This is a genomic window from Fructilactobacillus sp. Tb1 (assembly GCF_050500285.1).
Classification (GTDB): domain Bacteria; phylum Bacillota; class Bacilli; order Lactobacillales; family Lactobacillaceae; genus Fructilactobacillus.
The window spans coordinates 1,370,272-1,394,202 of record NZ_CP191377.1 but is presented as its reverse complement, the minus strand read 5'-3'; the positions used below and the strand labels follow the sequence as shown (position 1 = coordinate 1,394,202).

The window sequence follows — 23,931 nt, the reverse complement described above, 5'->3', positions numbered from 1 at the left end:
AGTCTTTTTTGTTATTTTAATGATATTCCTTGTAAAAATTCTTTAACTCGAGTTGATGGTTCATTAAAGAATTGCTCTTTTAATCCATCAAATTCTACTGTTCCATTTTCGACAAAAAGAATCTTATCAGCAACATCTTTCGCACATTGCATATTGTGCGTTACCATAATCATGGATTGTCCTTCTTTAGATAAACGACTCACCATTTTTAAAATATTATTTTCACTTTCTGGATCTAGTGCACTGGTAGGTTCGTCTAACAAAATGTATTCAGGCTTAACTGCTAACGCACGACAAATTGAAATCCGCTGTTGTTGTCCCCCAGATAACTCATTGGGATAATAATTCGCATATTCATCAAGTCCAACTTCTTTTAACAATTCATGAGCTTCTTTTTCAGCTTGTTTTTTATCAATATGATGAACATATATTGGGGCTTCAGTAATATTTTGTAAAATAGTTAAATTGGGAAATAAATTCCAATTTTGAAATACCATACTGGTTTTATCACGAAGCTCTCGATTTTCCTTAGCAGAAATAGGTTCTGAAAAATCTAACTTTAATTCATCGAAATCAAGAATTCCCGAGTTAGGAATAACTAACATATCTAATGAACGTAATAAAGTGGTTTTTCCTGATCCGGAAGGCCCAACAATCACAGTCGTTTTTCCCTTTGGAAATTCAGTTGTAATTCCCTTTAAAACTTCTTTTTTTCCAAAATACTTTTTAATATTTTCAATCTTTAGCATTATGCTTCGTCTCCTTTCATATATCGTGAGGAGCGTTTTTCTAAGTAGTGTTGTAAGAAACTGAGAATAGTACATAAAACAGCGTATAATGCTGCTACTTCGATATACATTAATAATGGTTGATAATTTTGTGCGGCATATTGTTGACTAATTTGAAACATTTCGGCAATCGTAATTGTACTGGCCAAAGAAGTATCCTTAACTAAACCAATAAACTCATTTGATAATGGTGGTAAAACAACCCGAAAAGCTTGCGGCATAACAATTCTCCATAAAGTTTGGGGCGTACTGAAGCCTAACGTATACGCTGCATCCCATTGATCCTTATTCACTGACATGAGGGCTGAACGAATTGTTTCCGAAGCGTAAGCCCCGGTGTTAAGCGAAAAGCCAATAATGGCAGCAGTAAAAGCTGGAAGCTTAATTCCAGCTGCTGGGAGTCCAAAGAAAATTATAAATAATTGAACTAGTAGCGGTGTCGAACGAAAAGCCCACACATAAAAATTAGCTATTAAACGTAATAATTTCCATAAAAACAGCAATAATCCATTTATCTTTGGATTTAAAAATTTAATTAATGCAACAATTACCGCAATTACCATTCCAAATGCAAAAGAAAGTAACGTGAGCGGAATTGTGTATTTAATCATTGCTTCAAGTAATTTAGGCAATGCTGAAATGACAATATCCCACATTTTAAAATCTCCTAATAAAGTTTATTTTCTTTTATTATAGCGAAACACTTACTTTTTTTCCACAACTTAACTTATATAAGTAAAAAAGACGCAATTCAATTTGAATTGCGTCTCTTAATTATTATTAAATTGTATCTGTTGTATCAGCGTCAATTGCTTCTTTTTCAGGTGAAACTTTATTATCATCTTCATCAGGAAGAACTAAGTTTAAAACAATTCCAATCACAGTTGCAAGAGCAACCCCAGTGAATTGGAAACTCCCAATTTGAAGATATGCATTACCTACTCCAATTACAAGAACTACTGAGGCAATCATTAAATTACGTTTTTTGTTTAAATCAAGATGATCATCAACCATAACCTTGATACCACTAGCGGCAATCGTTCCAAATAGTAAGAAACTAATTCCACCAATTACTGGTAATGGCATTTGCATAATCAAAACGTTTAATTTGTTAACAAAGGCAAAAATCATTGCAAAGATGGCAGCCCCAACGATAACGTACACACTGTAAACTTTAGTAATAGCCATAACTCCGATGTTTTCACCATAACTAGTTACAGCAGGTCCACCTAAAATACCAGCCATCAAGGAAGCAGCACCATCACCAGCTAAAGTCCGGTTCAAACCGGGATCTTTAAAGAAATTACGGTGAGTTAATTCACCTAGAACCATTAAGTGACCCATATGTTCAGTCATGGTAACGAACGCAATTGGTGCCATAACTAGGATTGCATTCCATTCCAAATGGAATCCTTTTTCAGTTCCAAGTAACTCAAAAGCCGGAACTTTAAACCATGGTGCGGATGCAATAGCATGTAAATCAACTAGGCCACAAGCCATTGAGATTAAGTAACCACAGACAATCGCTAATAGAACTGGAATCATCCCAAGAAAGCCCTTCAATTTCATATTGAAGAAGATGGCTAAGAATAAGGTTGCCATGGCAATCATAAAGTACATCAAACTGTAATGACCACTTGATGTCATCATAGCATCTTTAGCCGCAGCCCCAGCAAGTGATAAACCAATAACAACGACAATTGGTCCAACAACGATTGGGGGAAGTAATTTATCAATCCATTTCGTTCCAAGCATCCAAACTAACATGGCAACGATTAAATAGACTACCCCAACTGCAATAACCCCTTGTTGAACTCCAGAAATTCCGGTTGTCTTCATTAAAGCAACCATTGGAGTAATGAAAGCAAAACTTGAACCCATGTAAGCGGGAATTTTACCCTTAGTGATTAAGATGTGAAGTAAAGTTCCAATTCCAGATGCAAATAATGCAATACTAGGACTCAATCCTACTAATAATGGAACAATCACTGTACTTCCGAACATTGAAAACATGTGTTGCAATGATAATCCAATCCATTTAATTCCACTGGGCTTATCATGGATATCCAATACCATGTCGTTTTCTTTACTCAAATTATTTCCCCCTAATTATGCAAAAAAGACTACCGCCAGTTGACGGTAGTCTTTTAGTCTCTCTTTTGAAGTTGCACACTCGACTAAAATCTTGCTGTCTCTCTGGACGGTCTTAAAGATTTATTATTGTATCCAATATATGATAATTATAATTAAAAGTCAATTCTTAATTTTTACTCTGATATTGGCGTTTACTTTCGGAAACACCGTTAAAAGTAAATTCAGCTTTATCATTTTTCACGTCTAATGTATAATCTCCAGCATCCAATTTTGGCCATTGATTAAGCATCGTTTCATATTCTGAAACGGATAAACGGGTCCGACTATCGAGCATCTTTTCCATATTTGCTTTACGAATGGGATTCTTAAAACCAGCTTGTAATTCACCCGTATAAAATTCACCTTGAGCACCTGAACCATAACTGAAAATACCAATTTGATCCCCTACTTTAAGGTCAGTTGAATTATCCAACAATGATAATAAACTCAAGTAAAGTGATCCCGTATAAAGATTACCTACCCGTTTACTATATACCCGGCTAGCTTCAAACTCGTTTAACAAACTCTTTTGTTTGGCTTCATCTACTTCTGGTAAAATTTCACGAAGCCCTTTCAGACCCATTTTGGTATAAGGCAAATGAAAAACAAGGGCTTGTAAATCAGTTAATTGCATATCATTAGTTTCAAGATAATCATGAATTGTCTTTACAAAAAATTGTTGGTAAATATCATTTGAATAGTGACCATCAACTAACGCTTCAGTTCGATCCATTGGACGCCAGAAGTCCATAATATCATCTGAATAAACACTGCTATTTTTACTTAATTTCATAATTTCAGGATTAGCTGCAATTGTCATTGCTACTGCTCCCCCACCTTGGGTAACTTCACCCGGTGTCTCTACTCCATATCTAGCAACATCCGCACCCACAACTAATGCTTGTTGATCTGGATGAAGATTAACAAAATCTTTAGCCATTTGAATTCCTGCTGTTGCACCATAACAGGCTTGTTTGATTTCAAAAGCTCTTGCATGCCGACTCAATCCAAGTAAGTTTTGAAGGTAAATTGCTCCTGATTTTGAATTATCAATTCCAGTTTCAGTTCCTAAAATAATCAAACTAATTTTGTCTCGGTTGTCATCATCAAGAATTTGTACCGCAGCATTGGCAGCCATTGCAACTGTATCTTGAGTATTCGGAATTACCGCTTGTTCTGTTTGACCAATTCCAATTAAATATTTATTGGGATCATCATTTCTAGCATGAGCTAAATCGACCATATCAACATAGTAATTAGGAGTAAAAAATCCTATTTTATCAATTCCAACGTTCATTTTATCGCTCCACCTTAATTGTTTTTATAGTATAAGTGTATCGTTTTACACCACATTAGCAAAGGCTATTAAAGCATTTTTAACTTAAAGTTACAAAAAAAGACTGATGAAATTAATCATCAGTCTTTTAGAATTAGTTTTCGTTTACAAATTTAGTAACTCGTTTCATTGCTTCTTTGATTTCATCAAGATCAGCTGCATAAGAGATTCTGATGTATCCTTGACCACTTTCACCAAAGGCGTCTCCTGGGGTTACACCAACGTGAGCTTCATTAGCAAGACGTAAAGCAAATTCTTCTGAAGTTTCGTTGAATTTAGCTGGCATCTTAGCAAAAATATAGAAGGCACCATCTGGACTAATCACATCAAAGCCCACTTTACGTAAAGCATCCGCTACAATATCACGACGTTCACGATATTGTTTTAACATTGGTTTAGCATCATCGAAACCATTATCAAGGGCTTCAATTGCACCATATTGAGCAGGATTTGATGGTGATGTTACAAGATAACCATGAACTTTGTTAATGTTTTTGATAATTTCAGCAGGACCAGTAATGTAACCTAATCTCCAACCAGTCATTGCATGTGATTTTGATACGCCATTAATCAATACAGTACTTTCAGGAATGTATTGAGCAATTGAAGTATGGGCCATTTCATAAGTTAATTCAGCGTAAATTTCATCAGAGATAGCTAAAATTCCATGTGCTTCAATTACACGAGCTAAATCAGCAATTTCTTGAGCTGAGTATTCAACTCCAGTTGGGTTAGTTGGGTAATTTAAAATAATTGATTTAACGTCTGGATTAGCTTTTAAAGTTTCTTCTAATTTTTTAGCAGTTAGTTTAAAAGCATCGGCTGAAGTATCAACTGGAACTACAACCCCATGAGCCATTTCAATAACAGAAACATAAGCAGGATATGCAGGCATTGGTACGATAACTTTATCGCCTTCATTAACAGTTCCTAAGAAGGTACTTGATAAAGCTTCTGTGGCTCCATCAGTGACAATCACTTCAGTAGCTGCATCATAATCAATATCAATTCGTTTCTTCACATAACGGCTAATTGATTCACGTAATTCCATCCAACCTGGTTGAGGAGAATAATGTGATTTATTTTCTTTAATACTTTCGATAGCGGCATTTTTAATGTGTTCAGGAGTATCAAAACCTGGTTCCCCCACATTTAAACTGATTAAATCAGGAACATCGCTAATTTTCAAAGAAAATGAACGAATTCTTGATGGTGTAATTTGTGAGAGGGTATGGTTGTAAGTTTCACTAAGTCTAGCATTTAATTTTGGCATGAGTGGCTCCCTTATCTGTCTATAATTTTAAAACAACTGTAATTATTTACAATGATACGTGTAATCCACTCAAATTTCAATAAAATACTGCAATTTTTACCCATAAAAATATTTTTTGTTAAGATTTCATCTAAATAAAAGAACCCTACCCGAAAATAGAGTTCCCATAAATTATTTAGCTAATTGATCTTGTGCTTTTTGAGCTGCAATATTCATTACACTCCAAGGACGATCAAAGCCTGGTTGAAAGAAGAAATCAGCATAGGCCAAATCATCAATTGTCATGTGTTGTTGGATAGCTAGCGAAATAGCATTAATATTTGCTGTTACATCCATTTTAGACATGATTTGAGCTCCCATAACTTCACGAGTCCGAGGATCATAAGTTAATTTGAAATAAACTTTAGCATTATCTTCAGCTGGAACAAATGGTGGCACTTTAGTATCCGTAATGTATACAGAAGCAACATCTAGATTCATTTGTTTAGCTGTTACATCTTTAAGTCCAGTTGAGGCAAATTTATAACTATAAACATGAAGTGCGGATGATCCTGACACAGCAGTGGTTTTACGGCGTTTTTCCATTAAGTTATAAGCAGCTGAACGTCCTTGTTTCCGAGCATTAGGAGCTAAAGCAATTAATTTTTTAGTTCCAGTTGGTGCAAATTCAATTTCGGTTGCATCCCCAACTGCAAAAATATCTGGTTGACTAGTTTCTTGATATTCATCGGTAACAATTAAACCATGGTTGTCTAACTTAACTGTATCTTTAAGCCATTCTGTTGCTGGACGAATTCCTGCTGCTTCAATAACCAAATCAGTTGGAATAGTTTCTCCAGTTGTTGTAATAACCCCAGAAACCATTCCTTTATCATTACCAATAAATTCTTTAACCGATTGATCATTTTTAACACTTAAACCGTTATCTACTAATTCAGTAGTCAAAATATCAGTAAATTCTGGATCTAAGTAAGTTCCCAAAATAGTTGGATTTTGATCAATGATCGTAACTTTTTTACCAGCTTTGGCAAATGATTCTGCTGCTTCAATTCCAATATAACCTGATCCAATAACAGTTACATTCTTAATGTCTGGATTAACTTCTGCTTGTTTTAATAAAATAGCCCAGTCGCGTCCACGCATTGCATAAATATTGCCTAATTCCTTTCCTGGAACTGGTAATTCAAATGGAACTGCTCCAACTGAAAGAACTAATTTATCATATTTGCTTTCTGTAGTTTGTCCGTTATTTACATCAACTACCTTAATGCTGTGTTCTGCTGGATTAATGCTTGCGACTTCAGAATTAATGTGGACGTGAACACCCTTCGCTTCCATACCATCAATTGTGGCGTAACTAACACTATTTACATCTTTTACAACATTTTGGAGATATAATTCAATTCCACATGATAGAAATGAAACGAAATCTCCTTTTTCATACCAATCAATTTCTGCATTAGGAAAATCATGTAATACTCCCCTAACTGTTTCAAAACCACCATGTGATGAACCTACAACTGCTACTTTCATTTTGTTCCTCCTCTAATAATCAAATCACACAAAATTTTATCCCGAAGGACTGATTCAATTTATAATTATTATAAATTGTAACAATAGTCTTTGGCAAGCCTAATTTAACAAAATTGGTTAATTATCTAGTTTAAGGTACAATAGAAATAACATGTTTAAAGGAGATAAAAATAATGAAAAAACTATTAGTTGGTGGAATTGCCATTCTAAGTTCATTAACTTTAGCAAGTTGCTCTTCATTAGATGGCCAATACAAAAAATCCAATAATGATACTAAGCAATCTACTAAACCTGTCAAAACGCCTAACCAAGCTTCATTCAAAAATAATGTTGCCACATTGAATGATAAAACCATTAAAATTACTGGTGTTAAAACAATTAACGATACACAAGACTATGATAAACCATTAGTAGCATTTATTTATAAAACTACTAACAGATCTGATAAAATTATTACCCCACTCGATGCTTGGAATAATACTTTCAAGATTAGTCAAAAGAAAACCACACTTAAACCAGTTAGTTTTAGTGATGAACGATTAGAATCTAATCCAGATACTAACCTTGCTAAAGGTGATTCAAAAACCAATACGATTGTGTATGAATTAAACAATGATTCTGACCCAATTACAATTAATGCTAGCCAAGGAATTAGTACCAATAACATCAGTACCAATAATCAAAGTATTGATGGAACTAATCTTGGATCAGAACAATTTAGCATTAAAAATAATAACTAAATAACTCATAAAGAACTCCAGTTAGAGTTCTTTTTATTTGGAAAATTTTTAGTCAAAAAAAGAGCACTCCGAAGAGTCCTCTTAAAATTAATATTTAATTTATTTTAGTACCAACCGTTGTTGTTCCAGAAAGCAAGTGCGTTTGACCATGAACCATAACGTGATGCAACATAGCTATCGGCAACAGCATCTTGGTTAGCAGCTGAGTAGTCACCGTTTAAGTAACTTGCATCTAATTGATATTTACCAACGTAACGACCGTTTTGGGCAGTATAGCTACCACCAGATTCTCGTCCTGCAATAATATCTTTAGCAGATGCATCGCTACCACTTACTGAACTGGTTGAAGTTGCAGTAGTTGAAGTTGCTGCAGGTGTAGCTTGTTGTACAGGAGCAGCAGCTTGAACTGGTGCTTGGGATTGTTGTGCAGCTGGTGTTGCTTGTGCAGTTTGAGTAGCAGCTTGTGCTACTGGGGCAGCAACAGCACTTTGATCTGAAACAGTTACAGATCCGTCATCACCCATAGTGAATACTTCACCAACGTAAATTTTGTTAATATCTTTAATTGAGTTTGCTTGTGCTAAGTCTTGAACTGAAACACCATATTCAGCTGAAAGCTTGTTTAAAGTGTCACCAGCAACAACAGTGTGCTTTGTTGTAGTGTTAGCACTTACACTTTGTGAGCCAGCGAATAGTACACCAGCAGACACGGCTGCAACTGTTGCAATTGATTTAATCATATTTTTCTTCTTCATAAATATAAGTCTCCTTTTGTTTCTTCGTCTTTTCGAATAATAGTAACGACATAAATGTCTTAACTGCTATCAGTTAACAAAACCCATGATACTTTCCATATGTTACGTGAATATTACATACAAATTAAAGAAATCGAGATTTATGTAATGATGTAACACAATCAAAATATCATGTAACAAACGAAACCAATAAAAAAGACTTTTTACTATAGTAGAAAGTCTCAATTTATATTTATAGATTAACCAAAGAATGCAATGTATAGACCTGATGCAACAAGTACTAAGGCACCACATAAACGGTTACCCATTTGTGCGAAAGCCATAAGTCCCATACGGTCACAGGCAGCAAGTACTGAAACGTTACCAGTTCCACCCATTGAGTTATTGATAAATCCAGCAGTAATCGCAGCTTCAACTGGATAAAGACCAAATAACTTACCAACAAAGAAGGCAGTAAGACTGATAGCAATAATACCAACCAGAACAAGAAGAACGAATTGCCAAGTAATTGAGCTAGTAAGCACGCTCAAATCAACCATGGCAATCCCCATCCCACCAAGTAAAGCGTGAGTGGTTGTTTTAGTAACTGATTGACCAAACATTACAGTTGATTCTTCGTAGTATTTTGGAATTAAGCCAAAAGCTTTAACTAAAATAACAAGAATAATGATGAAAGCAAAATCACTAACTGAAGGAACAAGTTTATGGAGGATTTCACCGACCATGTAGATGGCACCAGCGACACCCATACCTACTCCAACTTTAGTAAATGAGAATTCAGCTTTAGTAGTTTTAACTTCTTCAAATTTACCAGGAATCATTTCACCATGACCATTGTATTTACTGTTTTTGAATATTTTACTTACCCAACTTGCACCAAGAATGGCAAAAATATTGGCAAGAATAACTGCTGGAAGTAAGTGTGAGAAGTAAGTTCCTGCATTACCATGGAAACCAGCAGCATAGATTTTTGATAATGGAACTGCACCGGTACCAACACCACCACCCATTGCTGGGAAGGCTACGTATAATGCACCGTATGAGAATCCTTTACCAATAAGCATTGATACAAGACCAACAGTAAAGAATGCAACTACTCCAGAAATAATGGCAACTGGTAAGAAACGAACGGTTGCTTTAAGTAGCATGTCACGGTTCATACCTAAAATAGCACTTGTAATCAAGGCTACAATATAAAAGTTAAGAAAGTTGTCAGTAGTTAAAAAAGTTTTTACATTTAATACTACGTCAGCAGGAATGATGTGGAAGAATACTAAGGTAGCAGGAACCATTAAAGCAAAAAATGATCCTCCACCAAGGTAACTTCTAAAAATTGGTAATTTACCACCAAGGTAGTAACAAATATTACCAACAACAAGCATTGTAAATAAAGCACCCAAAATATCAGTTGATAAAGCTTTAGTTACAACAGCTAATACAAAAATTATACCGATTAAAGCATAGAAAACTAAACCATAACCGTCAATTTTAAAGTTATCCAAGCGTGAAAGTAAACTTGGAGAGCTTTGTTTTTCATTATTCATAAATTAAAAAACTCCTTTTTTGTCTGTATTGCTTATACATTCACATTGAATAAGTATATTGTATTTTCTTTAACATTTAAATGGTTTTTTAGTAATTTATTAAAGTTTTTTATAGTTTGTATTACGTGTGTTTATGCTACTTTTATACGTATTAATATGAAAGCGACTTTCATTATAAATTTTATAATTTAGACGTTTTTTCTGTGTTAGTTCATTATTTTTAAACAATTGTTGGATTTTAATAGGCAAAAAGTGACATCTTGTCATTTTAGCTTACAAAGAATTATAAATTTGGATTTTCTATCATAAATAATTAAAAGTATAATTACATTGTTAATCATACTTTTATGAAACCTAATGTTATAAGATTAATTTTGTGTGGTTTGTGATTTTTATTTCATAAAGTATTAATTGATATAGTATATTTATTGCATAAAGGAAGTAACTAATGAATAAAAAAACAATAGAAAATGTATATGAATCATTAATCATATTATTAGCTCTGATTTCAATAATTTTAGTAATACTAGATTTTGCCAATATATTAAATATTGAAAAATATCCTTATAATTTCATTGATGAATCAATTTGGATAATTTTTATTGGCGATTATTTTGGTGGATTAATTCTTTCCAAAAACAAAAAGAATTATATTAAATCCCATATCTTTGATTTGATTGCTATTATTCCAGTTAATGCATTATTTTCAATTTTCAAAATTTTTAGATTAACTAGAATTTTACGATTTGCTAAAATATTTAAATTATTACGTTTAATAAGATTCATTGGAATTGCTGGAAAATTAAAACAACGGGTTACTAAATTTCTAAAAACTAATGGATTTATTTATATGCTAATCATCTGTTCATCTATTCTAGTAATTTCAGCCTTGTTATTTTCTATAACAGAAAATATATCTTTTGATAAATCATTGTGGTGGGCAATAACAACTTCAACAACTGTTGGATATGGTGATATAAGTCCAAAAACAAAGTTTGGAAAAATAATTGCAATTATCCTTATGCTCGTTGGAATTAGTTTTGTAGGTATTTTAACCAGTACATTCACAGCCTATTTCACGGATAAAGAAGAAAAAAAGTTATCTAAAGCAGATGAAATCAGAAAATACAATGCCTTATTTAAGGACGGAATTATAACAAAAGAAGAATTCGATAAAAAGAAGGCAACATTATTAAAATAATTTGATACTTTTACAGCATAAAAAAGTTTATAATCAATAGATAAGAAAAAATTAATACATATAGGAGCATACACATGTTATTTTTAGGGCTAGTTCTATTAATTGTTATTTTGATTATTGCGGTAGAATTCAAAACTATCGTGACTAAATCGCAAGTTAACAAATATCTTAATAATTTAAGCGACACTGATTACACAAAGACCGCTTTGGTTAAACCAACGGAAAACAATGGTCTTCTTTTTAATAATAAATTCTCTGATGGATCGGTTTTATTATTAAAACACGCTGATAATACCGTTTCACTTCCCCAATCTGATGGAAATGAAACTTATTATCTATCCGGAATTGATTTCACCCCTCGTAAAGAACTTTTTGTCTTAGATGGTACTGGAGCAACTAACAAGAACTTCATCCGTCCCTTCATGCACTTAGTTAAACCTGATTTATCCGATGAAGTTGTTGTAGAAATCAAAGCCGATCAAGGAAAAGTTAACGAACTAAATACTGAGTTTGGAGTTAGTGAAGAATTCTTAAAAAATTTCGAACCAGTTAAATAGTAAAAAGCACTAATCAATTGATTAGTGCTTTTTTATAACTTTAATTAAATAAATCTTCTAAATAATCGTCAATCATTTCTTGACGCACGTCAATAAATCGTTCACTCACAGTTGGATGAACTCGGTTGGATAAGAAAGTAAATGCGCTCCGTCGATCACGAACAATTACCATTACAATTCCAGTATAGCCAGTTTGCCAAATATATGAATGTCCTTGATATTTATCCAATTTCCAACCAAACGTCCTTGTGCCATCTTGCATTGGTGTTTGATCATGATACATCGCATCAAAAATATCTTTGTTATAAAGTTTACCTGGTTGAGTAAGCTGTAACATCCATTGTGCAAATTTATCAAAATCACGTTGAGAACTAAACATCCCCGCAGATCCACAATCAGATCCTAAAATTCTTGCTTTAGGATCATGAACTTTAGCAACCCGATTAGTACCAGTTTCTTCATTATAAGTTGTTGGAATGGTTCTTCGTGAATCTGGATGGAATGTTGAATCAATCATTCCTAGTGGTGAAAAAACCATGTGTTTGATCAGCGGTTGAATTGGGAGACCAGTAACTACCCCCGCAATCCAGCCTAGGAAAATATAATTAGCATCTTGATATTTCATTTTTTTACCAAAATTAGGTCCGGTATGTAGTCCTAATAATGCTTCGCGTAATTGGTTCATATTCATTTCATTACGATTAGGTATGTAGCCTTCAATATCTGAAGTGTGGGTCAATAGATGTCGAATGGTAACTTTAGGATATTTCCATTCTGGCAAATAATTTGTAATTGAATCGTCTAATCCAATTTTTTCATCTTGCAAGAGTTGCATAATTACAGGAACAGTTCCCATAACCTTAGTCATTGAAGCAACATCATATAACTGATTAGGTGGTAAAACTTCCTTAGTTGGTTTTAATTGTTTATAACCAGTAATATTATCTTCAACATCATACCCATTAATAAATGAATATGATGCTCCTGGAACTATTTCATCGTTAATCATTTGATTGATTAATCGTTTAACTCTTTCAAAACTCATCTATATCACCCCTATTACGATTATTATAATAGTTATTTCTAATTTATCGCAACAAAAAAAGCCGCTATCAGCGACTTTTATAACTAATTACCCGTACGAGACTCGAACTCGTAACTCCGCCTTGAGAGGGCGACGTCTTAAACCAGTTTGACCAACGGGCAATGAGATAACAAATTTAAGTTTACTCTATAATTAGAATGTGTCAATGCTGAAACACTATCAACGACAAAATAGTAAAAAACATTAACATATTATAATTATATTGCTATAATTAAATAGTTATCTATCATTATTGGGCATTAGCCAAATTGGTAAGGCAGTGGACTCTGAATCCATAATGTACAGGTTCGAATCCCGTATGCCCAATAGACGATTTACCGCCTAGTATCGTAGACCTTTGAAAGCCTGCTATATTAGGCTTTTTTATTTTCCAAGACAATCATTAGCAGTCATTAGATGTTATTAATTGGCATTCAATATGGCATTCACTTTTTACACAAACAAAAAAGCAATTCAGATTTACTGAACTGCTCACACATAAAATTAAATATTGCCGTTGGGGTTTTGACATCTAAGGACTTAACTATTAATTAGTAAGTCCTTTTATTATGCATAAAAATATTAATATCTGCCATCGAAAAAATGTGGTAGATTTTTACTGTTATTAAAATAGCAATATTTGCTAATATTATACCTAGTTTTAACAACACTTGAAAGATATCAAAAAGGTAATCAAATCAAGAAAATTAAATCAACGCATTATTAAAAGTGCGTTGATTTAATATATGTTTTTTATAAAAACTAATTAAAAATTGTCACCAATAGTCAAAGACACAACGTTTTTAATATATGTATAATTACTTAAATTTTTAGCATGAATGATTAACTTAATGAATTTTATCATTATTATATGATATCCTTATAAACATAAGTGTTATTTTTCACTTAAATATTATATAAGGAAAATATTTAATGAACTACATAAAAAAACATATTGAAAATAAAAAAAATATAACAATTGTATTAATCTTTTGGATACTTAGTTTATTCATGATAATACCATTTAGAAATACTCCACTTATATATTGGGACCTTCCTTACCATTTAGCTCCAATAAATGAAATTTTATCAAATATCCATTCGGATAATTTCATAATTCCCTCAATTGCTACAAAAACTATGGGATCATTCGGTTATCCTGCAAATATTTTTTATCCTGTATATAGTTGTATACCTTTAGTCTTTTTAAGATTATTTTTCAGTGCTTATCATGCATATTTGGTTTTTCTTGTAATTATAAGTTTTTTATCATTTTTATCCATATATTATATTTCAAAAAAATTAAAATTAACCACATATGGAGCTTTAATAAGTTCATTAATTTATGGATTTTCTGAATATAGACTTTCTGATATGTTTGGAAGACAAGACCTATCACAATGTATCGCATACATACTAATTCCTTTTGCGTTCTATGGATTTTATCAAATAACGATTAAAAATTATAAGCATTGGTGGATACTATCTATTTCAATGACGTTGCTTTTATTAACACACTTACTTTCTACTATTTTAATTTCAATATTTTTCATAATATCATTAGGCTTTTTACTAATTAGCAAAAACAATATTCTTATTAGAGTAAAATATTTGGTTATTGCTACCATAACAACTATATTGTTAAGCTCATTTTTCATTATTCCATTAATTCAAGCTTACATTTCAACTAACGGAGTGCTTATAAATATTTCAGAAATGAGTAACACTGTCGTTGATATAAACAATATGATTGGTTTTTATAGTATTGGTATACTACAATTACTAGTCATAATAGTTTCACTATTATCATTGAAAATTTTACCAACTTTTTATAAATACTTATTAGTGGAATCAATAATTTTTCTATATTTAGCTTCTTCACTATTTCCTTGGAATACAAGTATATTTCAAAATCTATTTTCAGTATTACAATTTCCAATAAGATTTTTATTAATATTTTCATTATTAACTTCAATTATTGGAGGATTTATTTTTGAAAAAATGATTTCTAGTAAAAATACTAAAATTATAATTTTAGTATTAATCACTATTTTTGAATGTTTAGTATTTTTAAACTATACAAATATCGCTAAAACTAATGTTGGTGCTGAAAAATCTTCATACCGTTCATTTGTTCTAGAAACCAATAACATAAAAAATTATGATTATCTTCCTAAATCTGCTAAACCTAAAATACCTGATCTTGAAAGACATTCTGTTAATAGTTTAAATAAAATAAAAATCAAACAAATTAAATACTCAACGAAACCTAACAGTATGACATTTAAAGTATTATCTAATAAAAAATATAACAACGTAGAATTTCCAGTTGTTTTCTATCCAGGATTCAAAGTTAGTAACAATAAAAAAACACAGAATTTTTGTATTAGTAAAAATCATTTAATTAAAACTAGTTTAAAAAAGGGAACTAATAATATAACAATTTATTACCGAAAACAATTAATAAACTACATTACCTTTATTATAAGTATAATTACAACGATTCTTTTATTATTATATATAAATAAAGAAAATAAAAAATAACATTGTAAAAATTAAATATAAAATGCTCCTATACTGAAAAATGGCACACAAAAGCTTAGATACTTTGTGTAAAATTATGGTCAGAATAGGAGTTTTTTATATATAAAGGAAAACAGATCTAAAAGATATTCAATAGAATTTAAACAAAGCCTTGTGGCTTTATATAAAGATGAAAGAATTATTTCAGTTGATAATAAGTAATCAATCGCCTTACCAATATTTTAAGTGCTTTAAAAGTACCTAGAAGAACCTAATATAATTGGATTAATTATGTATCATGCTATCGCCGTAATTATGATGGCAAAATAAAAGTAGTTTTGAAAAAAACTTGGTCGGATAATTACAAGATATATGGAGTACCTAGATTAAGGATATCATACGGACAATGAGCATTTACTTTGGTAGTCGTAGAATTAAAAGATTAATAAATGAAGTAGGTATTAGATCACTTAAACTTATATGTAGACGTTTTAAAAAGAACTGGTACAAAAGTTGATTATAGTCAAAGAACCAAATTAATTAAAAATACTAAATCAAAATCAATTTGGAGAGCCGATATTCCCTATTTAAAATTAAAAAATGGTAATTGGGTTTATTTGAGTACCATTTTTGATGATAGAAATCCTAAAATATTAGCCCAAAAAATTTCAAAAACAATGACTAGTGAGTTAGTTACAGATACGCTATCAGATTGGATTGTGACAAAATAAAAAGCCTGTGTATTTAAACACCGACATGAGAAATCAATATACAAGCTCTAAATATAAAAATGTTCTTAAAGGACATGGAATAAGACATTCTTAATTTTTGAAGTGACACACATATGATAATTGTCCAATTGAAGCTTTTCAAACAAGATTCACTAGTTATGAAGAATTGATTTAAAAAACAAAAAATTATATTCATTGATATAATACCATAAAAATTAAGCCAACTTTCTAACAAAATTTGTGCCATTTATTGACATAGGAGCAACAATTATAGAATTTCCAATAAGAAAACTAAAATACATCTGTACATACGGTAAGGATTCTTTAGCAATACTTAGTGATATTAATAAGTGTGATCATATTGTCACCATCACTTCATGATGGTTATGAATTCTATCAAAGAATAACTCATATCGTAACAAAAATTGATATTCAAATGAGTTAGATACAGTATTAAATCCTTCAAAAGAGGCACTCAATATTTAAATTTTCCAAACCAAATGAAATCCAGTTAAAAAACGTTAATTAAACATCAAACTAAAATTAAAAATATTTTTGTATATTAATTGAAAATGAACTTTTAGAAAGTATCAAAAAAATAAAATAATTAGCGGAGCAAAATATGGTCATAGTAATTCCAAAAATTTTAGATTGATAATTTTAATATCATTTTCAAATACCTATTTTTCAATAAAATATACACAAAAAGCGATAGAATCCATTAAAGATTCTATCGCCTAAAGATATTATTAAAATAAATTATAAAAACATCTTAACAATGTACTTTCTGTTAATAAATAATTTTTACTAATTTTTATATCATTTAATGAAATATAATTATTTTCTATTTTTGAATTGTTTTTATAGTATGTTAAATAAACATTTGTAGGTCCTTCTAATGGATAGTTTCCAGTTAAAACATGGTCAGTATACGTTGGATTATATTGGTCTACGTGATCATATCTATATCCATCTATTTCTGGAACACTACTAGTGTAATCCCATGGTGTTCTAATATCTCCAACCCAGGTAAAGTGATCATATCCATCATTAGTTTTAATCGTGTTTCCATCTTGATCATGGAAATAAAAGTTTACAACACCTTGCTTATAGTATGTTAAATAAACATTTGTAGGTCCTTCTAATGGGTAGTTTCCAGTTAAAACATGATCAGTATACGTTGGATTATATTGGTCTACGTGATCATATCTATATCCATCTATTTCTGGAACATAGTTAGTATAATCCCATGGTGTTCTAATATCTCCAACCCAAGTAAAGTGATCATATCCATCATTAGTTTTAATCGTGTTTCCATCTTGATCATGGAAATAAAAGTTTACAACACCTTGCTTATAGTATGTTAAATAAACATTTGTAGGTCCTTCTAATGGGTAGTTTCCAGTTAAAACATGATCAGTATACGTTGGATTATATTGGTCTACGTGATCATATCTATATCCATCTATTTCTGGAACATAGTTAGTATAATCCCATGGTGTTCTAATATCTCCAACCCAAGTAAAATGATCATATCCATCATTAGTTTTAATCGTGTTTCCATCTTGATCATGGAAATAAAAGTTTACAACACCTTGCTTATAGTATGTTAAATAAACATTTGTAGGTCCTTCTAATGGGTAGTTTCCAGTTAAAACATGATCAGTATACGTTGGATTATATTGGTCTACGTGATCGTATCTATATCCATTTATTTCTGGAACATAGTTAGTATAATCCCATGGTGTTCCAATATCTCCAACCCAGGTAAAGTGATCATATCCATCATTAGTTTTAATCGTATTTCCATCTTGATCATGGAAATAAAAGTTTACAACACCTTCATTTCCAAGGATATTAGACCATTCTTGAGCATAATCACCTCTAGCCGGTTGATAGTATTCAGCTGGTCTTTCATAATTATTTAAAAATACCATTGCAAGATCATAAGCTGAATCAGTACTTGTCATATATTGATATGCATTCATATCTGAGTATGATGATGGGAAAAATTGAATTCCATTAGTCATTTCATATTGAATCCTCATACATTGTGCATATAGAGTTTTATAATCTAAATTATTTGCATTACACCAATTAATTAAAGTTGAACCAGGTGTCCACTGAACAAGACCATAACCGCCACCTCCTCCAACTTCCCATACATCAGGCATAACTCCACTTTCAGAAGTCATGTTGCCTAACATTCCGGAGATTGCATTTAATGACCATCCCTGTTGAATAAAGAAATTGTATATGTATTTTGCATTTGCAATTTGAGTATCATTGAAATCAGTTTGATATACTATATTATTCAATGAATTTAAATTACCGGTTTTTGTACCTTGTGTATCTGACGTTGATGATTCTGCTGAATTTGAACCATCCGCTTTTGCACCTTGTGTATCTGATGACGTTGATGATTCTGCTGAATTTGAACCATCCGTTTTTGTACCTTGTGTATCTAACGTTGATGATTCTGCTGAATTTGAACCATCCGTTTTTGTACCTTGTGTATCTAACGTTGATGATTCTGCTGAATTTGAACCATCCGCTTTTGCACCTTGTGTATCTGATGACGTTGATGATTCTGCTGAATTTGAACCATCCGCTTTTGCACCTTGTGTATCTGATGACGTTGATGATTCTGCTGAATTTAAACCATCCGTTTTTGTACCTTGTGTATCTAACGTTGATGATTCTGCTGAATTTGAACCATCCGCTTTTGCATATAATTCAGTAGATATCAAATTATACTTAGAATCAGCACTTACATTAACTGTGTTAAAAGTAATTACAGTAGAGACAATCGTTATTGAAAATAAAGCTATCTTTATCCAGCCTCTTTTTGTTTTTACTAATTTATTTTTCTGTTTTTTATTTGAATTTAAACTATTCAAATTTTTTATTCTAGTCATAAAAATCTCCTTTAATAAAATTTAATATCTAAATTATATGCTCAAAAATTCACAAAAGCAATATATATATTAAGTAAATATAATTGATGATTTTAACTTAATTGATATACAGGACTTTTTATTTTTTAATAATCATAAGTAATGTTTTGATAGGTTCTCAGTCAATGATATTGACTTACTTTTCCAAAACCATTGTTAGTAATTTAGAACATTTATTTAAGGCAATTAAAAGCATTTTAAATACTATCTTTACGAACTTGTTTTATATTAACTTCTAATAACAAGGTTAAATTTATTGCACTCAATATACGTCCGCTCAATTATGAACATATCTTATATTCATCAAGATTAGATACATCTTTTTAATACTGAAAAGTCAAGTTCTTGATTATTATTTGTCTAATCAAGAATTAAAAAAATTATAAATTTATTTTTTCAAGCACCAAAACTTTTAATTTTTATGCAATAATATTCTTCAATATTAATAGTCTCATAATTAATTTATGGTTTTAATTGCAAATTTGATGGTTCATAACCTGATAAATATTTCATCAATTCAATTCCAGTATTAACATTTGAATATTTTGAATCAATAACAAAAAGATCTTTTCCCGCAAATCTAACTTTTTTTGAGTATCCTTTCGAAGCTGGTATATGATGATGTCCATGAATAACTCCAATTATATTAAATTTTTTAAACATTTCTACAATCTGATTATTTTCACAGTTGTAATTTCTGTTGTAACTAGAACTACTAGGTTTCAAAAGACTCAATTCATTGAATAAGGGGGCATGAGAAATAATTACAACAGGAATACTTTTATCTGTTAAATTATTTTTTAAGACGCTCAGGATAAATTCTTGAAGTTTCTTTTTACGTTTTATCATTCTTACGGGAATAGTTATACCTAAATATTGAATACCATTATAGTTCAGACTGCTGTTGTTCAAAATGATTAAATTAGGAAATTGAATTCTCATCCTTTTTGCAATAACATCATAAAATTTACTGTCACCAATTGGCAAGTCATTCCAAATGTTTCCCTGATTCTTATGAGAATTATTATAATCAAGGATTTTTTTAAAGAATTTTTTGTTTTTGTAATTATAAAATGGACTATCATCTCCAATCTTATTTCGAAATTTTGCCGGAACTTCTGCTAGTAATTCATGATTACCAATAACGGAAATTCCCTTTATTCTACTATCAAACACCTCACTTGAATCAATTATGTCACCAGCCAATATATTAAAATTATTATTAGTGAAAGGCAAAGTCTTTCCGCTAGCATGAATGTCAGATACAACATTTATTCTATTCAAGTTATTAGTCTTGAGTACATTAGAAAAATATCTTGTTAAACTCAAATAACCCTCAAGACTTTGGGGTTGGTAGTTCTTCCTATTAAAAATTAGTTGTTCCCTTTTGAAAGGTTCATGGTATGAATAATTTAGAGATGGTGCATTAAAAGTATTCTTGTTAATAATCAAATCATTATTATTATCAAAATCATTTAAAAACGATTCATTTGAATTTAAAATACTAATAATACCCTCTTTATTTAATTTATTTAGGAAATTAATATAATTGTATAAAAACTCGCTAATTCCAGTTGTCTTATTCTCTGAAAATATAAATTTTTTAGCTAAATTTGAAGATATCGGACCAGTTTCATCGTGTTGCATCAGCCTACCAGCAATCTGAATTTCAAATAGTGGATTCAAAAATATCTTTTGATATTCATTATTAATTTGAATTTCACTATTCAAAATTTTCTTGCCATTTTGGATTTGTGCAAACTTATAATAAGTAAGAAGGTCATTTTTATGTTTTTTTATGTAATCTTTTACTCCTTCTTGATCTCTGCAATAATTAATGGCGGCCTCTTGTATATATCGACGACCCTTATCATATGGAATTGTAGAAAAGCACCATTTTCTGTCCATCTCAATATTTAATTTATTCCTATTTGTATCTAGTATTAATCTAAAATAATGATCTTTGAAAACAGTTTTATTAACTCTTTTTCTTGTGTTTTCTGCAATATTAAAAATTTGTTTTTTAAGTTTTAATTCATAATCCATTTTCTTTCTCTCAATCCATCTACTAATAAAGAAATATATATTAATCTTGAAAAAAATATCTTATTTGATCCATTAAATCATTACATGAAGATATCTATACGAGTTATGATAACAAATAAAAGAATATAAATTAAGTTGTTGAATTTGTCATCCAAATTATCACTATCACTTAGTAGTATTCGTTATTATACCCATATTTCAAAATAATCACCCGCTATCAATTTAATGTATAGAAAAAATAGATAACTCTGGAGCTATGTAACTTTAAACAACGTATAGCATATTTTAATCATTACTAGTAACAAATTAATAGTTTTCTAAATTCATTAAGTGACTTAAAAAACATATCCATTCAACGGATGTGTTTATATTAACTTTCATAAGCTCTAGTACATCGGCTCAAAATTGAGCATATCTCCCCAAAACTGGGGAAGTCTTTTTAATATATGCGTATTTAAAACAGATGTACAAGTTGGACCACTGTTTTTATATCTGCCCTATCTGCACCTAGTGCGCTGAAAAGTCAGCCCACCAAACTTATTGCCTAATTTTGACAGTGAGAATAGATGTGTCCACTTTTGGACATATCTTTTGATTGAATAGAATTGTGCAGTCGGTTTATATCCGCGAACTTATTCGCTCATCTAATCAATTAGTTTTGACTGCAATATTTTGCGCAGTCGAAATGTGCAATCTTTATAGCATGTGTAGTCTAACGAATTATACGAATAAATTAACCAATTAATGTGAAATAGCTTAACAAAACTTACAAAAATATACATTCACTTTTAATAGAATGTTGATATAACGTTATTTGTAAGCTCTGTACACCCGCTATTAAAAAATATGTTAAGTTATGTTAAGTTTTCAGCTATAAAATACTAGGTTTTACTAGTTCGAGCGTTACAATAATAAACTTTTAAGAATGCTATCAATTGTTATCATTTGAACTCCAAAGCACCTTAGCAATCTTAGTATTTGTAGTTAAAAATATACTGATGTTTCTTAAGTACAGTTCTTTAAATATGGCAGGTTTAGCAAGGTTTAAATGTTGCTAAATTGCAGTAATTACCAGTATTAAGACTAGATGTAACAGTCGTTAAATCTTATCATAAAGCCAATCATATCAAGCAAGCATAACCACTTTTTAATCATTGCAACGCGTTGCAAAAACGTTGCGTTTATCTGTTGCAACACTTAAACATTAAGTTATGCCTTTAATCTAATTAAAAAACCTGCAAATACTGTTAATTCAGTACTTACAGGTTTTTTATTATTTGTCCGCTTAATATTAATTATACGGACAAAAGACTGTGATCATATAAATATCTATTTAGGAAGTATTTTAATTGTGGCATTAGTTGGTCCACTTTCTAACATTGGTGCCAAATAAGGACTTCCATTATATTTATTTTCATAGGCATCATTGATATCTTTATCAATTTCTGGATTATTGTTAACTTTTTCAAAGATAACTTCATAGTCATTACCAGCAAGATGTATTTTACCTGCACCTTGTTGTACAGCTGCTTTATACCAAGATGAATTTTGACCATTATAAGCTCTTACATATAAATTATTATCAGCAACAACTGACCAGATATACGTAGGTGTTCCATAGGTTTTCCCATCACTATAAAATGGTGAAATCTTCATATCATTAGCCTTAGCAAAATTCTTTAATTGTTCTTTTGACCATTTCATATTAATACCTTCTCATTTATTTCTTTTTATCTATCAATATGGTCCCGGGCTTAGGATTTTTATTTAAAGCTCCAATTATCTTATGTGGAATATATAAGGCATCTAAATAACTAATATCATCACTGGTTAAATGAACTTTAAATGCATTAACAGCTTCTTCTAAATATTTTGTTTTAGTAGCCCCAATAATTGGTGATGAAACACCTTTACTCCAAAGCCAAGCAATGGCAATTTGTGCCATTGAAACATTATATTTCTTTGCTAATTCAAATACTCTTTTCACAATTTTATAATCTTCAGATTCTGTACTGTCGTATTTACCTTTAGCTACCATATCAGTTTTACTTCTTTTAGTATTAGCATCCCAATCTGGTCTAGCTAATCTTCCAGAAGCTAAAGGACTATAAGGCATTAAAGTTACATTCATCTGTTTACAAATGGGAATTAATTCTCGTTCATCTTCGCGATAAAGCAAATTATAATGATTTTCCATAGCTGAAAATTGGGTTAAATTATTTTGTTTAGCAAAGAATTGCATGTTTTGGAATTGGTATCCATACATAGCCGAAGCACCAATTGCTCTAACTTTTCCTTCTTTGACCAAAGCATCTAATGCTTCCATGGTTTCTGCTATAGGTGTTTGATAATCAAAGCGATGAATTATATACAGGTCTAAATAATCTGTTTGCAGTCTGTTTAATGTATTGTCAATTTCTCTATTAATAGCTTCTTTAGACAATCTTCCAGGATTAAAATAAACTTTTGATGCAATAACTACCTTATCTCTGGAAATATTATTTTTAATGGCTTTTCCTAAATATTCCTCACTAGTTCCTTTAGAATAGCTATTTGCTGTATCAAAGAAGTTAATTCCTAAATTAAGAGCATTGACTACTACACTATTAGTTTTATTCTCGTCCAAAGTCCAATCAAACATAGTACCTGGTTTACCAAAACTCATACAACCAGCACATATCTTAGATATTTTAATATCGGTATTACCTAAATTTGTATATTCCATTTATA

Annotated in this window: 17 protein-coding genes and 2 tRNA genes; 5 read left to right on the top strand and 14 right to left on the bottom strand. The window is 30.8% G+C overall.

All coding sequences use genetic code 11. The features are described from left to right. Positions 1-11: 11 nt before the first annotated feature. From ACQW5G_RS07205 to ACQW5G_RS07180, 6 genes are all read right to left on the bottom strand, one after another. Positions 12-749: an amino acid ABC transporter ATP-binding protein gene (locus ACQW5G_RS07205; RefSeq protein WP_429970779.1), complete on the bottom strand. Its 738-nt coding sequence runs from the start codon at positions 747-749 to the stop codon at positions 12-14. After that, positions 749-1,444 (bottom strand): amino acid ABC transporter permease, encoded by a 696-nt coding sequence (locus ACQW5G_RS07200; RefSeq protein ID WP_429970778.1) that lies wholly within the window; start codon positions 1,442-1,444, stop codon positions 749-751. The genes ACQW5G_RS07205 and ACQW5G_RS07200 overlap by 1 nt, the downstream gene beginning before the upstream one ends. A 124-nt stretch (positions 1,445-1,568) precedes the next feature. After that, on the bottom strand, positions 1,569-2,864 hold the full coding sequence (locus tag ACQW5G_RS07195) for a solute carrier family 23 protein (protein WP_429971904.1): 1,296 nt from the start codon (positions 2,862-2,864) through the stop codon (positions 1,569-1,571). Positions 2,865-3,048: 184 nt separating this feature from the next. Beyond that, positions 3,049-4,218 (bottom strand): hydroxymethylglutaryl-CoA synthase, encoded by a 1,170-nt coding sequence (locus tag ACQW5G_RS07190; protein WP_429970777.1) that lies wholly within the window; start codon positions 4,216-4,218, stop codon positions 3,049-3,051. A gap of 133 nt (positions 4,219-4,351) precedes the next feature. Beyond that, positions 4,352-5,530 carry an aminotransferase class I/II-fold pyridoxal phosphate-dependent enzyme gene (locus ACQW5G_RS07185; RefSeq protein ID WP_429970776.1) on the bottom strand — a complete coding sequence of 393 codons (1,179 nt, stop codon included), beginning with the start codon at positions 5,528-5,530 and terminating at the stop codon, positions 4,352-4,354. A 171-nt stretch (positions 5,531-5,701) separates the two neighbouring features. Beyond that, positions 5,702-7,063, bottom strand: coding sequence for an FAD-dependent oxidoreductase (locus tag ACQW5G_RS07180; protein WP_429970775.1), 1,362 nt, complete (start codon positions 7,061-7,063; stop codon positions 5,702-5,704). Positions 7,064-7,236: 173 nt separating this feature from the next. Here ACQW5G_RS07180 and ACQW5G_RS07175 point away from each other — a divergent pair, with 173 nt between their 5' ends. Continuing rightward, on the top strand, positions 7,237-7,803 hold the full coding sequence (locus ACQW5G_RS07175) for a DUF5067 domain-containing protein (protein ID WP_429970774.1): 567 nt from the start codon (positions 7,237-7,239) through the stop codon (positions 7,801-7,803). 104 nt (positions 7,804-7,907) lie between these two features. On the opposite strand, the gene ACQW5G_RS07170 is transcribed toward ACQW5G_RS07175, so the two are convergent. Next, positions 7,908-8,558 carry a LysM peptidoglycan-binding domain-containing protein gene (locus tag ACQW5G_RS07170; RefSeq protein ID WP_429970773.1) on the bottom strand — a complete coding sequence of 217 codons (651 nt, stop codon included), beginning with the start codon at positions 8,556-8,558 and terminating at the stop codon, positions 7,908-7,910. 239 nt (positions 8,559-8,797) lie between these two features. Further along, complete coding sequence (locus ACQW5G_RS07165; RefSeq protein WP_429970772.1) at positions 8,798-10,102, bottom strand: 2-hydroxycarboxylate transporter family protein; 1,305 nt, start codon at positions 10,100-10,102, stop codon at positions 8,798-8,800. A 448-nt stretch (positions 10,103-10,550) separates the two neighbouring features. On the opposite strand from ACQW5G_RS07165, the gene ACQW5G_RS07160 reads away from it, so the two are divergent. Together ACQW5G_RS07160 and ACQW5G_RS07155 are read left to right on the top strand one after the other, a co-directional pair. Continuing rightward, on the top strand, positions 10,551-11,303 hold the full coding sequence (locus ACQW5G_RS07160; protein WP_429970771.1) for an ion channel: 753 nt from the start codon (positions 10,551-10,553) through the stop codon (positions 11,301-11,303). Between the two features lie 74 nt (positions 11,304-11,377). Next, positions 11,378-11,860, top strand: a complete 483-nt coding sequence (locus ACQW5G_RS07155; protein ID WP_429970770.1) for a hypothetical protein — start codon at positions 11,378-11,380, stop codon at positions 11,858-11,860. 40 nt (positions 11,861-11,900) lie between these two features. Here ACQW5G_RS07155 and ACQW5G_RS07150 read toward each other — a convergent pair whose 3' ends face one another. Together ACQW5G_RS07150 and ACQW5G_RS07145 are read right to left on the bottom strand one after the other, a co-directional pair. Further along, positions 11,901-12,905: a serine hydrolase domain-containing protein gene (locus ACQW5G_RS07150; protein ID WP_429970769.1), complete on the bottom strand. Its 1,005-nt coding sequence runs from the start codon at positions 12,903-12,905 to the stop codon at positions 11,901-11,903. Between the two features lie 87 nt (positions 12,906-12,992). Then, positions 12,993-13,066: transfer RNA gene (locus tag ACQW5G_RS07145), tRNA-Glu, on the bottom strand. Between the two features lie 132 nt (positions 13,067-13,198). On the opposite strand from ACQW5G_RS07145, the gene ACQW5G_RS07140 reads away from it, so the two are divergent. Together ACQW5G_RS07140 and ACQW5G_RS07135 are read left to right on the top strand one after the other, a co-directional pair. Further along, positions 13,199-13,271, top strand: a tRNA-Gln gene (locus ACQW5G_RS07140). A 606-nt stretch (positions 13,272-13,877) separates the two neighbouring features. After that, positions 13,878-15,488, top strand: a complete 1,611-nt coding sequence (locus tag ACQW5G_RS07135; RefSeq protein WP_429970768.1) for a hypothetical protein — start codon at positions 13,878-13,880, stop codon at positions 15,486-15,488. Positions 15,489-16,947: 1,459 nt separating this feature from the next. On the opposite strand, the gene ACQW5G_RS07130 is transcribed toward ACQW5G_RS07135, so the two are convergent. The 4 genes from ACQW5G_RS07130 to ACQW5G_RS07115 form a co-directional block, all read right to left on the bottom strand. Continuing rightward, entirely contained in the window at positions 16,948-19,116 is a 2,169-nt protein-coding gene (locus tag ACQW5G_RS07130) for a phage tail tip lysozyme (protein WP_429970767.1), read from the bottom strand. Between the two features lie 501 nt (positions 19,117-19,617). After that, on the bottom strand, positions 19,618-21,201 hold the full coding sequence (locus tag ACQW5G_RS07125; RefSeq protein WP_429970766.1) for a metallophosphoesterase: 1,584 nt from the start codon (positions 21,199-21,201) through the stop codon (positions 19,618-19,620). A 1,329-nt stretch (positions 21,202-22,530) separates the two neighbouring features. Continuing rightward, positions 22,531-22,905: a DUF2255 family protein gene (locus tag ACQW5G_RS07120; RefSeq protein ID WP_429970765.1), complete on the bottom strand. Its 375-nt coding sequence runs from the start codon at positions 22,903-22,905 to the stop codon at positions 22,531-22,533. 16 nt (positions 22,906-22,921) lie between these two features. After that, a complete protein-coding gene (locus tag ACQW5G_RS07115; RefSeq protein WP_429970764.1) occupies positions 22,922-23,926 on the bottom strand; it encodes an aldo/keto reductase in 1,005 nt (334 codons plus the stop codon). Positions 23,927-23,931 lie beyond the last annotated feature (5 nt).

Bases quoted from the DNA above. Each gene is read 5' to 3' on its own strand.
- ACQW5G_RS07185 (WP_429970776.1), bottom strand. From the start codon at position 5,530: ATGCCAAAATTAAATGCTAGACTTAGTGAAACTTACAACCATACCCTC.
- ACQW5G_RS07150 (WP_429970769.1), bottom strand. From the start codon at position 12,905: ATGAGTTTTGAAAGAGTTAAACGATTAATCAATCAAATGATTAACGAT.
- ACQW5G_RS07165 (WP_429970772.1), bottom strand. From the start codon at position 10,102: ATGAATAATGAAAAACAAAGCTCTCCAAGTTTACTTTCACGCTTGGAT.
- ACQW5G_RS07115 (WP_429970764.1), bottom strand. From the start codon at position 23,926: ATGGAATATACAAATTTAGGTAATACCGATATTAAAATATCTAAGATA.
- ACQW5G_RS07180 (WP_429970775.1), bottom strand. From the start codon at position 7,063: ATGAAAGTAGCAGTTGTAGGTTCATCACATGGTGGTTTTGAAACAGTT.
- ACQW5G_RS07135 (WP_429970768.1), top strand. From the start codon at position 13,878: ATGAACTACATAAAAAAACATATTGAAAATAAAAAAAATATAACAATT.
- ACQW5G_RS07190 (WP_429970777.1), bottom strand. From the start codon at position 4,218: ATGAACGTTGGAATTGATAAAATAGGATTTTTTACTCCTAATTACTAT.
- ACQW5G_RS07160 (WP_429970771.1), top strand. From the start codon at position 10,551: ATGAATAAAAAAACAATAGAAAATGTATATGAATCATTAATCATATTA.
- ACQW5G_RS07125 (WP_429970766.1), bottom strand. From the start codon at position 21,201: ATGGATTATGAATTAAAACTTAAAAAACAAATTTTTAATATTGCAGAA.
- ACQW5G_RS07200 (WP_429970778.1), bottom strand. From the start codon at position 1,444: ATGTGGGATATTGTCATTTCAGCATTGCCTAAATTACTTGAAGCAATG.
- ACQW5G_RS07175 (WP_429970774.1), top strand. From the start codon at position 7,237: ATGAAAAAACTATTAGTTGGTGGAATTGCCATTCTAAGTTCATTAACT.
- ACQW5G_RS07120 (WP_429970765.1), bottom strand. From the start codon at position 22,905: ATGAAATGGTCAAAAGAACAATTAAAGAATTTTGCTAAGGCTAATGAT.
- ACQW5G_RS07170 (WP_429970773.1), bottom strand. From the start codon at position 8,558: ATGAAGAAGAAAAATATGATTAAATCAATTGCAACAGTTGCAGCCGTG.
- ACQW5G_RS07155 (WP_429970770.1), top strand. From the start codon at position 11,378: ATGTTATTTTTAGGGCTAGTTCTATTAATTGTTATTTTGATTATTGCG.
- ACQW5G_RS07195 (WP_429971904.1), bottom strand. From the start codon at position 2,864: ATGGTATTGGATATCCATGATAAGCCCAGTGGAATTAAATGGATTGGA.
- ACQW5G_RS07130 (WP_429970767.1), bottom strand. From the start codon at position 19,116: ATGACTAGAATAAAAAATTTGAATAGTTTAAATTCAAATAAAAAACAG.
- ACQW5G_RS07205 (WP_429970779.1), bottom strand. From the start codon at position 749: ATGCTAAAGATTGAAAATATTAAAAAGTATTTTGGAAAAAAAGAAGTT.